The organism is Clostridium sp. UBA5712 (assembly GCF_002419845.1).
In the GTDB taxonomy this organism is placed as follows: domain Bacteria; phylum Bacillota; class Clostridia; order Clostridiales; family Clostridiaceae; genus Clostridium_J; species Clostridium_J sulfidigenes.
Map to the genome: position 1 here is coordinate 226,461 of NZ_DIGW01000014.1, position 15,019 is coordinate 241,479.

Genomic DNA, 15,019 nt, shown 5'->3' on the forward strand with positions numbered 1-15,019 from the left:
GAACACCTCTTAAATATTATATTGTTGTAGCATAGTTTAAGTTAAAGAAAAAAAAGTCGGAATGTGAAGTTTAATCTACATCCCAACTTATTTTAAAACTCCCGCTATGATCTCCTTCAACTTGTATTTTATATTTCCCATCATGAGGTATGACTATAGTTTGAATTAAAGAATTATCTATGTTTTCAGTTTTATATAATGTGTGATCATCCTCATCAATTAGCAATATAGCCAAGTTTCCACTTTCATTTTCAACCTTTATATTAAGAGTTAACTGGTCATCCATGTCTAACTTAAGAATTTTATATTTATAACCCTTAAAGCTTTTGTAGGTCATTTCTATAGAACTATCTGAAGAGTGTTCCTTAGCTTTACTAGTTTTGTAGTTGCCATCAGTGGTTGAACATTTGTTGAGTAGCACAATAGTAATTAATATACATAGGAGTAGTAGGAGTTTAGTTTTTTTAGCCATAAATAACCTCCACATACACATCTAATATATTATATAAAAATAATAAAAAATTATGCCTAAATTATCTATAAATTATATTTTTAAATTTTAAGAGAGCTATTTACTAAAAGTACATAATATACTTTAAAAGAAACATATGTACTATATATTATCTATATAAATCATAGTATATGTAGACAAGATAATATATAATTTAATATAAATACAAACTTGTTTTCATATTAAATGTTAATAAAACGGAGGTTTTTAATGATTAATGAAAAAAAAGAAATAACTAAAAAGGGAAATAAAAAGAAAGGCAACTTTTTATCTGGGCTTATGTTTTTAGTAGTTTGCGGAGCTATTGGAGCTGGTATAGGGTTTTTATCTGCAAGTTACTTTAAAGGTTTTATGAATACCTATATCAAAAGTGATAATTTTCTTTTTGAATTACTTAAATACTATGGACTTATACTAATATTTTTCTTAGGGTATATAATTCATATTATTATTCATGAAGCAGGACATCTTTTATTTGGATTTATGACAGGATATTCTTTTGTATCCTTTAGGATAGGATCTTTAACTATAATTAAAGACAAAGATAAAATAAGCTATAAAAAGTTTGGTATACCAGGCACAGCAGGTCAGTGTCTTATGATGTCTCCAGAAATAAAGGATGGAAGATATCCCTTCATAATGTATAACTATGGCGGAGGAATAATGAATTTAATAGTAGCAGGAGTGGGGATACTACTAGTTGTTTTAATAGAAGGAATTCCTGTTTGGATTTCAACAATACTAATATTGATTAGTGGAGCAGGTATATTTGCAGCCCTTACTAACATAATTCCTTTAAAGGTTGGAGGAATTTCTAATGATGGATATAATGTTATATCCATGTTGAAAGATGAAGATGCAAGAAGAGGGTTTTATTTACAGCTTAGGGTTAATGGATTACAATCACAAGGAATGCGAATTAAAGATATGGAATTGGAAGAATTTAAGTTAAATGAAGGAAGTAACTTAGTGAATCCACTTAATTCTTCACTTAAACTTATGGAGTACAACTGGTATTTGGATAATATGGACTTTGCAAGGGCAAGAAGGTGTATTGAAGATTTTACACCATGGCTTAATAAGATAATCCCATTGTATAAGAATGAAATAAATTGCGAAAAAATTTTTTTAGAACTCATAGGTGATTGTAATAAGGAGTTTATTGATAGCATATATGATAAAAATCTTAAAAAATATATAAAAGCTTCTAAATTTATGATAGGAAAAAAGAGAATAATGATGGCTTATGAAGCTTTCTATAATAATAATAATGAAAAAGCATTAGGTTATTATGAAGAGGCCATAAAGCTATCTGAGAAGTATCCAGTTAAAGGGGATGCAGAAATGGAGTTAATGTTAGTAAATTGGATTAAGGAGATGAAGAATATTTAATCCATGACTACCAGTTCAAGTGGAGTTGAAAGCTATGTCTATATAAGATGTAGCTTTTTCTGTTGTATTTATAGAAAAAGAATAAAATTGGAGATAAAAGTTTTAATATTTAGAAAATAATGCAGTTACATTTACAACGTAATGTGATAAAATATACAATATAGATATAAAACTTTTTCTAAGGATATTAATAAAAAGAGGGGGATACTTATGGCTTTAAAGAGGAATGTGGAAGTAACCTGTCCAAATTGTTTGATAAAAAGCAACATTAAGTTATGGAATAGTATTAATGTAACTATAGATGAAAGAATAAAAGAGAAAGTATTAGATAATGACTTTTTTAAATTTAAATGTCCTATATGTGGACATGTATCAACCTTTGAATATGATTGTTTGTATCATGATATGAATAAAAGAGAGATGATATATTTAATAACAAATTATAGTAGAGATAACGATGAATTAGCTAAAGAGCTAGAAGCATTATCAGATGAAATCTTGCCTCAATTTGGTAATGATTATAAACTTAGAATTGTAACTAGTAACTATGATTTAATAGAAAAAATTAAAATTTTAGACTGTAATTTAGATGATAGAGTTATGGAAATATATAAATTATATTATATTACTAATTTAGTAGACACTAATTTGGATTTTTGTACTAAAAAGATATATTTTGATTATGATATTATTAAAGATAGTATGATTTTTATACTTATAGATGAAAAAGGGGAAACACCATTGTACAATATAGATATGAAAATATATAATTTTATAAGAGATAAATACTTAAATAATATAGAGAAAAAGGTATACAAGGGTTTTCAAGTTATTGATGAACAGTGGGCAATTGGGATTAATGAATATAATAATTAATGATTTAGTATAATTAAGGCGGTATAAATACCGCCTTTTTATTATTAATTCTTCAAAGATATTTAAAAAATGTGGAAAATTATAATGAAAAACATTCAGATATTCATAAATCTTATAAAATTATTTTTAGTAATTTTATCTATGGATATTTTTACAAAAATCCTGAAATCCAGTAATATTCTTATTTTGGGTTTGGTTAATAAATCCATTATGGATAATGGTTACCTTTGGAGGATAATGTATCATTCATTAGAAATTATCAACCATTATAAAACTAAAATTTATATGTTATAAATATAGGACAAGGTGGTTAGACGTAAAAGTACATTAACTACTAGAAAAGTGGACAAGTTATTAAGTCCAAATATAGGAGGAATGGAAATGAAATCGAGAACATTATCAATATTAACATTATTATTAGTAGGAAGTACATTCGTAGGTGGAGTACAAGCTGAAGCTGCTGTAAAGACTAGAAGTCAAGTGAAAACTGTGAGTTATAGAACTATAAGTAACAATCAATATGGCAATGTAGATTATACTAAATTTATGAGTGGAAACTTTACAACTGACTTTGAAGCTATGAAAAAGATTATAATAAATCAAAATAATTGTACTACAGTACCAAGTACACCGTCAAAAGACCAAGTAAAGGAACCAGTAGTGGAACAACCAACAACAGAACCAACTACCAAGCCAACGACACAACCAACAACAGGACAGGATACGGCAACTAAAACTCCTGTTACTGAAGCACCAGTTGTGCCTGAAACACCAGTAGTACCAGAGGCACCAGTTGTTAATGAGAAGTTTATGGCTCAAGTTGAACAAGCTATATTTAATAAAGTAAACGAAGAGAGATCTAAAGCTGGAGTAGCGCCTTTAACTTATAACAAGACTATGGAAAAATATGCTAGAATTAAATCTCAAGATATGGGAGATAAAAATTATTTTAGTCACCAAGACTTAAGTGGAAATCTTATAACAACTAAAATGAAGGCTGATGGAGTTTCATATAGAGCTTGGGGAGAAAATATAGCATATATAGGGGGCGTATCTGACCCAACTGCATTAGCTAATCAATTTATGACTAACTGGATGAATTCAGAAGGTCATAGAAAAAATATATTATCAACTAATTTTGAAAGTATAGGTGTAGGTGTATATAAAGCTGGTAATAGAGTTTATGCAACTCAAGAGTTCTATAAATAATAACAGATAAATTTTAAAAATCAAATATACATTTTCCCATAAAATTAAAAAATGTCCCTTATTGCAGATAGTAAAGCTGCAATGAGGGATATTTTTATTAACTTTAATTTTACTAGTTTTTATTTCTTGTAGTAGTAAATTCAGTATATTTCTCTATGAAGATTAATATATTTTACTATATAAATTATTAATTTAGGAGGAAGATATGTCTAGAGGTAGGGGTAAGGAGGATAAAAAGACAGCTAAGAATGCTGGCAAGGATAAGAAGGGTGACAAGAAAGTTAAGAATAAGAATGAGTTAAAGAAGAAAAAATAAACATAGTATTTTAAATCTATAAAAAGTATAAGGGCTATCTCAAAGTTGAGATAGTCTCTTTATTTACTATAAAAAATAATTAAATTAATAAAAGTATTTAAATTCATACTATAACACATAATAAATATATATTAATTAATGTTAAAGGAAGGGATTTTATGGAAGAGAAAAAATGTGTTAAAGTAATACCTCTGGGGGGATTAGGTGAAATAGGTAAAAATATTACTGCTATTGAATATGATAAAGACATTGTAGTTATAGATTGTGGAATAGCATTTCCAGATGAAGAAATGTATGGGGTTGACTTAATCATACCTGATATAACTTATTTAATGGATAATAAAGAAAGAGTAAAAGCTTTTGTTCTTACTCATGGACATGAAGATCACATTGGTTCATTACCTTATATTTTAAAACAACTAAATATTCCGGTGTACGGAACTAGATTAACATTAGGTATATTAGGTAATAAACTAAAGGAACATTTTTTAGAAAATGAATATACCCTTAAAACTGTGGAAGCTGGAGAAACTATAGAATTTGAAGATATTAAAGTTGAATTCATAAGAAATACCCATAGCATAGCTGATTCTTGTTCCTTAGCTATACACACTCCTATTGGGAACATAGTCCATACTGGAGATTTTAAAATTGATTATACACCTATAGATGGTTTAGTTATGGATTTAGAAAGAATATCTGAATTGGGAAAAGAAGGGGTATTGCTTTTAATGGCAGATAGTACTAATGTAGAAAGACAAGGTCATAGTTTATCAGAAAAGTCTATAGGACAGACCTTAAATAGAATTTTTTCTACAGCTACTGGAAGAGTGATAGTTGCAACCTTTGCCTCCAATATACATAGAATGCAACAAATAGCTGATGCTTCAGTTAAGTACAAAAGAAAAATTGCCTTTAGCGGTAGAAGTATGGAAAATATATCTACTGTAGCTATGGAGTTAGGTTATTTACATATTCCAGAAGGAACTATGATAAATGTAGATGACATAAGAAATTACAGAAATGAAGAAATAACTATAATAACTACAGGTAGCCAAGGAGAGCCTATGGCAGGTCTAGCGAGAATAGCTTTTTCAAATCATAGAAAAATTCAATTAGAGCCTGATGATCTATTTATTATCTCAGCATCTCCTATACCTGGGAATGATAAGCTTATATCTAAAGTTATCAATGAACTTTATAAAAAAGGCGCAGATGTTATCTATGAAGCTTTAGAAGATATCCATGTATCTGGGCATGCTTGTCAAGAAGAGTTAAAATTAATACATTCATTAGTTCATCCAAAGTATTTTATGCCTGTTCATGGAGAATATAGGCATTTAAAACATCACAAAGATCTGGCTAAAAGTTTAGGTATGGAAGATAAGAATATATTTATAATGAATACTGGAGATATACTTCAGCTTTCTGAGGATGAAGCAAGAATATCTGGTAGGGTTCATACTGGAAGGGTACTTGTAGATGGTATAGGAGTAGGTGATGTAGGCAACATAGTACTAAGAGACAGAAGGTATTTAGGTCAAGATGGTATGGTTGTTGTAGTTGTAACTATAGAGAAGGAAAGTTATAGTATATTAGCAGGACCAGATATTATAACTAGAGGTTTTGTTTATGCCAAGGAAGCAGAAGATATGATCAATAAAATTAGAGATATAGCAAGAGAAGAAATTGAAAATTCTTTATCAAATAATCAGATAGAATGGTATGTATTAAAGACTAATGTAAAAAGATCCATAGAGAGATTCTTATATGATGAAACTAAAAGACGACCAACTATATTCCCAATAATTATGGAAGTATAATATACTAATGTTTAAATAACATGCTACAGATAATAGTTCTCTGTGGCATGTTATTTATTTTATAATAGCTATTAGTAATATTTAAATCCTAATTTAATAAATTTATACTATACAAATTTATTAAATTAGGAGGGGTATTATGGAAGAAAGAGTTATAAGTGTGAAAGGAAAGGGTAAAGCATCAATACCACCAGATACAATAGAAATTAATATGATATTAACTACGTTAAAACCTACCTATGAAGAAGCTATGAATGCTGCTAGTAGAGACTTGGATGAATTGAGGTTATGCTTAAGGAGTGCAGGTTTTGATAAAAAAGAGATAAAGACTACAAATTTTAGAGTTGACACTAAGTATGAAAATATTTCTGATGCAAATGGAAATTATAGGAGAGTTTTTGTAGGATATGAAGTTACCAATAACTTAAGAATTGAATTTGAGCAAAATGCCATGATGTTAACTAGAGTCCTTAATGCTCTTGCAGGTTGCAAATCAACACCTGAGTTTTCTATAAGGTATAAGGTTAAAGATGATACAGAAGTTAAGGATTTACTTTTGGAAAGAGCTGTAGAAGATGCAAGATCAAAGGCTAAAGTAATGGCAGAGGCTGCAGGGGTAAGATTAGGAAAGGTACTAAGTATAGATTATAGTGGGAGTGATATTCAATTATACAGGGATATTTATAGCATAAATAAGAACCTAATTTCTACAGGAGGAGCTCCAAACATTGATTTGCAGCCTGATGATATAGATGTAGAAGATACAGTGACTGTAGTTTGGAGGATGGAAAGTTAATTTATTATGGTATTATAAGAGTAGTTAAGCCTTAGAAATAAGGCTTTTTTTATAAAATCATTGAAAAGCATATGGAGTTATTGATACAATTATTTACATATAAGATAAAAGGGGGTAAGTGTATGAAGGGTTTTTTTAGAAAAAAGTCAGTTATCATTTTTATTATAGTAATTCTTGTAATAATAGCTGCTATATTTGGGGTAAATTATCTAATGGATAGAAAGTCAGGAAAGTTAACAGCTAAAGAAAATCAACAGGAAATAAAATCAATTAATGAAGAGATATCAAAAGAAGATTCTAAGGAATTGAAGCCAGCAGATTATTATCCAGAAGCAGATGTTTATGATATAATGCATAGAATGGCTAATACTAAGATAATTGCAGAGAATAATAAAATTTGGGGAGAATTATCCATGGAAAAAGAAGAAATTCAAAATTTAAAAAGTATTGTAGAAAAGATAGATTATGAGGATAGAGAAAAACTGTTAGATATTTTAAATAGATGGGAAAAAGGAGATTTCTCTCAGGCAGATAAGGATCATAATTATGTATGGGAAAAGTTAGGTGGAACTATAGGACGAGCTGTAGGTATAAAAGCTGATTAAAAGGTATAGAATTTTTATTCTATACCTTTTAATATTTTTTCACTAATATGGCTAGAATACAAAGGCAGATTAGAATTTTAATTATATATTTAGATTAAATTTTATGTTAATTTCATATAAAATGTTTATAAAAGTTACTAGCTAGATGCAAGCTAATGAAAGTATAGATTAAATTTGGTATAATAATTAGTAATTAGGAATTATTATATTAACAATAGTTAAGAAAGAGTGAAGATAAATGAATAAAAAAAGTCATCAAACAAAGTGGAGACGATTAGATAATACAGCAAAAATATTTCCTGTCATTGCTAATGAAAACTTAAGTAATGTATTTAGAGTGTCTGTCACTTTGAAGGGAGATGTAGTACCAGAAATTTTACAGCAAGCATTAGAAGAGGTACTTCCATGGTTTGATGGATTTAACGTAAGGCTTAGAAGAGGTTTTTTTTGGTATTACTTTGAAACTAATAAAAAAATGCCCATAGTGGAAAAAGAAGCTACTTACCCATGTAAGTATATAGACCCACGTAGTAATCAGCAATTTTTATTTCGTGTATCTTACTATGAAAAAAGAATTAACTTAGAGGTTTTTCATGCCATTACAGATGGAATGGGTGCTATTAACTTTTTAAAGGAACTTACTTATCACTATGTAGAACTACTTAAAATCAAGGATTCCTCTAAAAAAGTTACAAGGAGACCCAGTAGTGAATGTATACTTGATACTGAGGATAGTTATTTAAAAAATTATAAGAGGTTAGCTAAGAAACCCTATAGTACTAAAAAGGCTTATCAGTTAAAGGGAGAAGTACTATATCTAGATACAGTAAGTGTTATTCATGGTTATGTTGACCTAGCAGGACTTAAATCAAAATGTAAAGAAAAAGGAGTAAGTATAACTAGATACTTATTGGCGTTATTGATATGGTGTATTTATGAGGAATACTTAAATAAGCAAAAACATGAAGACCCTATATCAATTAATTTACCTATTAATCTTAGATCTTTCTTTGATTCTACAACTACTATGAACTTCTTTGCTGTAACAGCCATAGAATTTTTATCTGATGGAAAAGAGTATAGTTTTGAGGATATTCTTTTTATGGTAAATAAGCAGATGGATGAAAATATAACTAAAGAGAAGCTGGAAGAAACTATTTCTTATAATGTATCTAACGAGAAAAAACCTTTAGTTAGATTTGCTCCACTAGTCCTTAAGTATATTGCATTACAGTTAGTTTACGGAAGAATAAGTAGGGGAAATACTATGACTCTATCTAACTTAGGATATATAAAGGTTCTCCCAGAATTTGAGGAGTACATAGAGAACTTTCATTTTATTATAGGTGTATCTAAAAAACAAAAAATGAAGTGTGGAGTATGCTCTTATAAAGATAAAGTGGTAGTGACTTTTTCCTCAGTGTTAGGAGATACATATTTGCAAAGAGCTTTCTTTAGAGCTTTAACTAAAGAAGGAATTGGTGCAACAATAGAAAGTAATGGTGTATTAAATGAAAAGGTGTAGAAGATGTCAAGTAAACATATTGGATGAAACACATACTTGCCCTCTATGCAGGAGAGTACTAGAGTATGATGAAATGAATGAAGAATCCACAAGAATGTATCCTAATGTTGAGTTTGATATAGGTAAATATAATAAAATAAAAAGAATTTTTTTGTTTATATTAACTGTAGTTTCTGTAGTTTTAGGTTTTATTAATTATATTACCTACTCAGGAGTTATATGGTCTTTAATTGCAGTGGTTGGAATTATATATTTTGGAGTTACAGTTACCTATTCCATTATGAATAATGCTAATTTGGCTTCTAAAATATTAGTTCAAACCATAGGAGCTGGAATACTAGTTGTAGTCATTGATAATGTTACAGGATACATTGGATGGTCTGTGAACTATGCAGTCCCTGCAATGATACTATTTGCTAACTTAGCAATTGTGCTTCTTATGATAGTCAATCCAATGAATTGGCAAAGTTATTTTATGTATCAAATTGCTATTACTATTTTTAGCTTTATTCCTTTGATACTATTTTGGGTGAAATTAATAGATAGACCGTTTTTAGCTATTTTAACTAGTGGAATTTCAATTCTTATTTTAATTGGTACCATAGTTTTTGGGGATAGAAGCGTAAAAAATGAATTAATTCGCAGATTTAATACCTAGGAGAGAGAAGATGAAAGAGAAAAAGATTAGTATTCGTGGAAATTTAGTTAGAGAATTAATTAATAATATTACAGATACTTCCTTGGGGGAACCAATTCAAACAGGAAAATTTAGAAAACATCCTGTAGAACCACCTTGGAAGTGTCCTAATGGATATTTATATGAAAAAATAGAGTTAGATAATTTTATTATGGAATACTTAAAGCCAGAAGAAAAATCTAACGGAAAAGTAATTCTGCAACTTCATGGTGGAGGCTACATTGGTCCCATGAAAAATGTGTATAGAAGATTTGCAGTAAATTATTCAGAACTAGGTAAAAGTACAGAAGTTTTAACTATTGATTATAGAGTAGCTCCAGAGAATCCATTTCCGGCAGCATTAGAAGATGCAATAGCTGCTTATCAGTGGCTTATAGAAGAAAAAAATTATGAATCAAAGAAAATCATGGTAGTAGGAGATTCTGCTGGAGGAGGATTAGCATTAGCACTGTGTCTTTACCTAAGGGATAATGAAATTTCTCTTCCGGCAGGAATTGTAGTTATGTCACCTTGGAATGATTTGACTCATAGTGGTACAAGTTATATAGAAAATTATGAGCTTGATCCTCTTTTTGGTAAGACTACAAACAATATGCTATATGATTCAGCATATGTAGGAGATAATAATCCTCATAACCCATATATATCACCGGTATATGGAGATTTTACAGGATTTCCACCAATGCTTATGCAAGTGGGAACCCATGAAGTTCTTTTAAGTGATACCCTCACTGTGGCAGAAAGAGCAAGAAATCAAAAGGTTAAAGTTAAATTGTCTGTTTATGAAGGTATGTTTCATGTGTTTCAAATGGCAGGAGATTTAATTCCGGAAAGTAAAGCGGCATGGAAGGAAGTTGGAACTTTTATAAATAAAATTTGGAAAACTAAATAGTGATAATAGATTTAACTATTTTGGGGAAGGGGAATAAATCATTGAATATTATTACTGTAAACAATGAAAATATTGAAAAGGAACATATTTGCTGTGCTATTGCTGATAAGAAAGGTGAATGCCAAGTGTCATCGAAGAAAGCATGGATGAAGGCTAGGTTCGCTGATGGATTGGTATTCAAAAAAGGTGATGTAAGAGGTAAAGTTTTTATTGAGTATATACCTGCAGAGAAAGCTTGGTGTCCTATTATTGCAGAAGAGTACATGTTCATTAATTGTCTTTGGGTATCTGGTCAATATAAGGGTCAAGGGATTTCGAATAAATTATTAAATGAATGTATTATAGATAGTAAAAACAAAGGAAAAAAGGGATTAGTAATCCTATCTTCAGATAAAAAAAGACCTTATTTAGCAGATAAAAAATATCTGATTCATAAGGGGTTCTTAATTGCAGATAGAGCAGAGCCTTATTATGAACTGTTATATTTACCTTTTAAAGATGGAGAAAGTAACCCTTCATTTAAGTTATGTGCAAAGGAAGGTAAAATAGATGAAATGGGATTTGTACTTTATTATAGTAATCAATGTCCTTTTACAGCTAAGTATGTGCCTCTTGTTGAGGAAATTGCTAAAAGTATGAATATTAATATGCAGGTTAAGAAATATGAAACTATAGAAGAAGCTCAAAATTCACCAACACCATTTACTACATATAGTTTATTTTATAATGGAGAATTTATAACAAATGATATCTTAAATGAGAAAAAATTTATTAAAATATTAGAAGAAAATCAAGATTACAGTAAAGTAGAGGTATAGAATAAATGGCATTAAGAAAAATTAGACTTTCAAATGATGAGATATTAAGAAAAAAAAGCAAAGTGGTTGAAAAGGTAGATGATAGAATTAGATTAATCTTAAATGATATGGCAGATACTATGTACAATACAGAAAATGGTGGTGGCTTAGCTGCTCCACAAATAGGAATATTAAAAAGATTAGTAGTGTTAGATATGGGACAAGGATTAATAAAACTAGTAAATCCAAAGATAATATACAAAGAAGGAGAACAAAAGGTGGTAGAAGGTTGCTTAAGTATACCAGATACTTGGGGAAAACTAAAAAGACCAGCGAAGGTTATAGTGCAAGCCTTAGATGAAAAAGGTGAAGAAGTGACATTTACCGGTACAGGTGACTTAGCAAAATGTTTCTGTCATGAGATTGATCACTTAGATGGAATACTCTTTACGGATCTTGTAACAGAATATGTAAAATAATATAGTGTATTAGTATCAATAGAATATTTTTAATTTAGACAAATTATTTACTTCCTATTTATAGATAATATTAAATAAAGTTACCTTGTTATAACCTAAACAACAAGGTAGCTTTATTTTTTAATTATATTTAAAATATTTAACATTGATATATTAGAGTATATTTAATTATTTGCCTAATTTATATAAATTTTTACAAAAAAACAAGATTAATATGTTATTTAACAAATAATTGTAGTATAATATTTTCTGTGGACTACCTATATTACAAGATAAAAAAATTATTCAAGTGAAGGATATTAAAATTACTAATTATATTAGAGTTGAAATTATTTTCGCTGAAATGAATGTTGTATAGTGAGGTACATAGTCTAAAGAATAATATTCTTGAAAAAGAGAATCTACGAGGAGGAACATTATGAAAAAAATTATATCTCTTTTACTAAGCGCAACACTTTTAATATCTCTTGTTGGTTGTGGAAAAGAATCACCTGATACTAATACCAAGAATAATACTAATACTACTGAAGCTAAGGCTGAGGGAAAAGCAAAAGATGTAAGTGAAGAAGCTAAAGAAACGGACACTAACAAAAAAGCTTCAGTTGGTATGAATTCTGCTACTGATTGGAAAAAAATGACTTTGGCATTTGATGGTGCTCTTTATACAATTCCGTTTGATTACAGTAAGATTGAAAAAGAGTGGACTTTTAACTTAGCAGACTATGGTCATGATGATGGTTATGTTATGAACAAAGGGGATAAAGTTTCTAGTACTATTGATTTAAAAAGTACTAAGTATGATGCGAAGATAGACGCGGGTTTTGAAAATACTACAGATGGAGCAAAAGATATTAAAGAATGTCAGATATGGTCAATGGGTATGGATATTACATATGCAGATAGCTATCCTGAAATTGAATTGCCAGCTGGAATAACATGGGGAAGTACGAAAGATGATATTGTAGCTGCATATGGTGAGCCAGATGAAGAACCTTATCGTGCTGAAGATTTAGGATATTGGGCATATACCTACTATCAGGACTACACTCATAAGTTAGAACTAACCATTTATGATGACAGGGGGCTTGTAAACTTTTCATATCAAATTTATAATTAGGTTAAATTACGGCTAAGGTAGTAGCTGTTAGTTAGCTATACTTATCACTGTAAATTTAAGAGACAATCTTCTGTATATAGGAGATTGTCTTATTTTATAATTATTTTGAGTTATTGGTATAAATAAATAATAAATAAATTTTATAGCTTCATTAAAATATTGTAATTTTAATGAAGTATTTTAATAAGAAAAATATAAAATTAAGGAATTATATAGGTTTTAAAAAACTTAAAATAAAATTGTATAAAGTATCTTTATACACAAAAAATATTTATGTAAAATAAAGAATATTATAACAACATATTTTATTATGATATATAATTTAAATAGATGTTTTATGGTAAAGAGAGGTACTTAAGGGTGGATGATCAAAATATACAGAATAAAATAATAAGTATAGAAAAGTCGATTGAGTTTGATAAGGCTTTTATTTATGATTTAAAGGTCGGTTTAAAGTGATAATTACATTGGGGGGGGGTAATTTGAATTTTGAAGTTGTTTTAAGAGAAAAGTACTTAGAAAATCCCTGCTTATTTCAGCCAACGGCGTTATGGAAAACTGTAAAGATGACTTCTTATTTTAAAAAGGAAATTAAAGTTAATAATAATGAAGTTGTATATCTTATTATAGAAAATGAATCTATGCTTCATACCTATTGGTCTAGTAGTGAATATAGTATATATCCTAAAATTAAAGACAACTATGAAATGATGATTTTGCATGATAACTTTATTGATAAATTTAATACATTAGATTTTATAGACGAAAAGTATTTTAAACTTATTCATAATCTCAAAAATGTTCATAAGGAAGAATTAGATAGAAGATTCTCATTTCAGACTGTGAATATACCAAGAGAAGTGGATATAGTATCAGATATAATTTGCAAATGTTATACAGATATTAGAGTAACTCCTGAGGAAGTTTTAGAGTGGACTAAAGAAAAAGTCTTTGATAATAGTCTATGGGTTTTGGTGGTGGATAATATAAAAGAAATACCTATTGCTTTAGGTATAGCTGAATGTGATGAAGATATTATGGAAGGTTCCTTGGAATGGATACAAGTACTGCCTCAATATAGGGGGTATGGAATAGGGGTTGCTCTTGTAAATTTTTTATTATTGATACTTAAAGAAAAATCTAAATTTGTTACTGTATCAGGAAAAATTGATAATAAGACAAACCCGCAAAGGATGTATCGTAAATGTGGATTTCAAGGAAATGATATTTGGCATATTTTAAGAAGAAAATTATAGATAAGGCTTATTTTAAAAATTAATGAACCTTTAGCACATGTACTTTTAAATAGCAAAATTCTTGAAACCCGCATGAATAGAACAACTATTTAACTATTTAACTAGTTTCATAGGTAAATAGTTAAATAGGAGAAATTTTAAATAGTTATCTATGAAAAATTTTAAATAGTTAGGAGAATATTTATGTATAATATCCGCTATGCTACTATTGATGATGCAAAGATACTAGGAGAAATTCATTCTAAGTCATGGAAAAGTGCCTATAGAGGTATTGTTCCAAATGAAATTTTAGATAATATAACTTCTAGTAAAAGAGAAATATATTTTAAGAAGGCTCTATCAGAAAAATGGGAAGAGGATGCCATTATATTTAAAGAAGATGTACCTATTGGATTAATATGTATAGGTAAATGTAGAGATGATGATAAGAAGGAATTAAGTGGAGAAATATGGGGTATATATTTATTGCCTCAGTATTGGAGCATGGGAGTAGGCTCAGAATTAATTCGGTGGGGAATGAATGAATTAAGAAAAAGAAGCTATAAGGAGATAACTTTATGGGTTCTTGAAGAAAATATTAGAGCTAGGAGATTTTATGAGAAAATTGGTTTTTATCATGATGGAACAGTAAAGGAAATTAATATTGGTAAGGAGCTAAAAGAGTATCGTTATGTAAAAGAAATTGAACAATTAAAGGAGGTGACTTTTAGGCAATGAGCCTAAAAATA

15 protein-coding genes are annotated in these 15,019 nt (G+C 28.9%); 14 read left to right on the forward strand and 1 reads right to left on the reverse strand.

The window, feature by feature from the left end; all coding sequences use genetic code 11:
- Window positions 1-70 precede the first annotated feature (70 nt).
- Window positions 71-472 carry a hypothetical protein gene (locus B3B03_RS12145; RefSeq protein WP_346848000.1) on the reverse strand — a complete coding sequence of 134 codons (402 nt, stop codon included), beginning with the start codon at window positions 470-472 and terminating at the stop codon, window positions 71-73.
- Between the two features lie 249 nt (window positions 473-721).
- Between B3B03_RS12145 and B3B03_RS12150 the strand changes: the two genes are divergently transcribed.
- From B3B03_RS12150 to B3B03_RS12215, 14 genes are all read left to right on the forward strand, one after another.
- Window positions 722-1,903: a site-2 protease family protein gene (locus tag B3B03_RS12150; RefSeq protein ID WP_346877429.1), complete on the forward strand. Its 1,182-nt coding sequence runs from the start codon at window positions 722-724 to the stop codon at window positions 1,901-1,903.
- A 210-nt stretch (window positions 1,904-2,113) separates the two neighbouring features.
- Window positions 2,114-2,779 carry a CpXC domain-containing protein gene (locus B3B03_RS12155; RefSeq protein ID WP_346877430.1) on the forward strand — a complete coding sequence of 222 codons (666 nt, stop codon included), beginning with the start codon at window positions 2,114-2,116 and terminating at the stop codon, window positions 2,777-2,779.
- Between the two features lie 381 nt (window positions 2,780-3,160).
- On the forward strand, window positions 3,161-3,988 hold the full coding sequence (locus tag B3B03_RS12160) for a CAP domain-containing protein (protein ID WP_346877431.1): 828 nt from the start codon (window positions 3,161-3,163) through the stop codon (window positions 3,986-3,988).
- A gap of 474 nt (window positions 3,989-4,462) precedes the next feature.
- Entirely contained in the window at window positions 4,463-6,127 is a 1,665-nt protein-coding gene (locus tag B3B03_RS12165) for a ribonuclease J (protein ID WP_346877432.1), read from the forward strand.
- A gap of 139 nt (window positions 6,128-6,266) precedes the next feature.
- The gene (locus tag B3B03_RS12170) at window positions 6,267-6,923 is read left to right on the forward strand and encodes an SIMPL domain-containing protein (RefSeq protein ID WP_346877433.1); all 657 of its coding nucleotides are present in this window, start codon (window positions 6,267-6,269) and stop codon (window positions 6,921-6,923) included.
- A 122-nt stretch (window positions 6,924-7,045) separates the two neighbouring features.
- Window positions 7,046-7,528 (forward strand): DUF6241 domain-containing protein, encoded by a 483-nt coding sequence (locus B3B03_RS12175; protein WP_346877434.1) that lies wholly within the window; start codon window positions 7,046-7,048, stop codon window positions 7,526-7,528.
- Window positions 7,529-7,766: 238 nt separating this feature from the next.
- A complete protein-coding gene (locus B3B03_RS12180; protein ID WP_346877435.1) occupies window positions 7,767-9,053 on the forward strand; it encodes a hypothetical protein in 1,287 nt (428 codons plus the stop codon).
- Entirely contained in the window at window positions 9,040-9,711 is a 672-nt protein-coding gene (locus tag B3B03_RS12185; protein ID WP_035129438.1) for a DUF6320 domain-containing protein, read from the forward strand. Before B3B03_RS12180 ends, B3B03_RS12185 begins: the two co-directional genes overlap by 14 nt.
- A gap of 10 nt (window positions 9,712-9,721) precedes the next feature.
- Complete coding sequence (locus tag B3B03_RS12190; protein WP_346877436.1) at window positions 9,722-10,642, forward strand: alpha/beta hydrolase; 921 nt, start codon at window positions 9,722-9,724, stop codon at window positions 10,640-10,642.
- A 41-nt stretch (window positions 10,643-10,683) separates the two neighbouring features.
- On the forward strand, window positions 10,684-11,460 hold the full coding sequence (locus tag B3B03_RS12195) for an N-acetyltransferase (RefSeq protein WP_346877437.1): 777 nt from the start codon (window positions 10,684-10,686) through the stop codon (window positions 11,458-11,460).
- 5 nt (window positions 11,461-11,465) lie between these two features.
- Complete coding sequence (gene def / locus B3B03_RS12200; RefSeq protein WP_346877438.1) at window positions 11,466-11,918, forward strand: peptide deformylase; 453 nt, start codon at window positions 11,466-11,468, stop codon at window positions 11,916-11,918.
- A 418-nt stretch (window positions 11,919-12,336) separates the two neighbouring features.
- Window positions 12,337-13,035 (forward strand): lipoprotein, encoded by a 699-nt coding sequence (locus B3B03_RS12205; protein WP_035129440.1) that lies wholly within the window; start codon window positions 12,337-12,339, stop codon window positions 13,033-13,035.
- A 482-nt stretch (window positions 13,036-13,517) separates the two neighbouring features.
- The gene (locus B3B03_RS12210) at window positions 13,518-14,291 is read left to right on the forward strand and encodes a GNAT family N-acetyltransferase (RefSeq protein WP_035129442.1); all 774 of its coding nucleotides are present in this window, start codon (window positions 13,518-13,520) and stop codon (window positions 14,289-14,291) included.
- A 183-nt stretch (window positions 14,292-14,474) separates the two neighbouring features.
- Window positions 14,475-15,008: a GNAT family N-acetyltransferase gene (locus B3B03_RS12215; RefSeq protein WP_035129444.1), complete on the forward strand. Its 534-nt coding sequence runs from the start codon at window positions 14,475-14,477 to the stop codon at window positions 15,006-15,008.
- Window positions 15,009-15,019: the final 11 nt, after the last annotated feature.

Coding starts and splice junctions, on each gene's coding strand:
- B3B03_RS12170 (WP_346877433.1), top strand. CDS start 6,267: ATGGAAGAAAGAGTTATAAGTGTGAAAGGAAAGGGTAAAGCATCAATA.
- B3B03_RS12155 (WP_346877430.1), top strand. CDS start 2,114: ATGGCTTTAAAGAGGAATGTGGAAGTAACCTGTCCAAATTGTTTGATA.
- B3B03_RS12215 (WP_035129444.1), top strand. CDS start 14,475: ATGTATAATATCCGCTATGCTACTATTGATGATGCAAAGATACTAGGA.
- B3B03_RS12165 (WP_346877432.1), top strand. CDS start 4,463: ATGGAAGAGAAAAAATGTGTTAAAGTAATACCTCTGGGGGGATTAGGT.
- B3B03_RS12205 (WP_035129440.1), top strand. CDS start 12,337: ATGAAAAAAATTATATCTCTTTTACTAAGCGCAACACTTTTAATATCT.
- B3B03_RS12180 (WP_346877435.1), top strand. CDS start 7,767: ATGAATAAAAAAAGTCATCAAACAAAGTGGAGACGATTAGATAATACA.
- B3B03_RS12145 (WP_346848000.1), bottom strand. CDS start 472: ATGGCTAAAAAAACTAAACTCCTACTACTCCTATGTATATTAATTACT.
- B3B03_RS12150 (WP_346877429.1), top strand. CDS start 722: ATGATTAATGAAAAAAAAGAAATAACTAAAAAGGGAAATAAAAAGAAA.
- B3B03_RS12160 (WP_346877431.1), top strand. CDS start 3,161: ATGAAATCGAGAACATTATCAATATTAACATTATTATTAGTAGGAAGT.
- def (WP_346877438.1), top strand. CDS start 11,466: ATGGCATTAAGAAAAATTAGACTTTCAAATGATGAGATATTAAGAAAA.
- B3B03_RS12175 (WP_346877434.1), top strand. CDS start 7,046: ATGAAGGGTTTTTTTAGAAAAAAGTCAGTTATCATTTTTATTATAGTA.
- B3B03_RS12190 (WP_346877436.1), top strand. CDS start 9,722: ATGAAAGAGAAAAAGATTAGTATTCGTGGAAATTTAGTTAGAGAATTA.
- B3B03_RS12185 (WP_035129438.1), top strand. CDS start 9,040: ATGAAAAGGTGTAGAAGATGTCAAGTAAACATATTGGATGAAACACAT.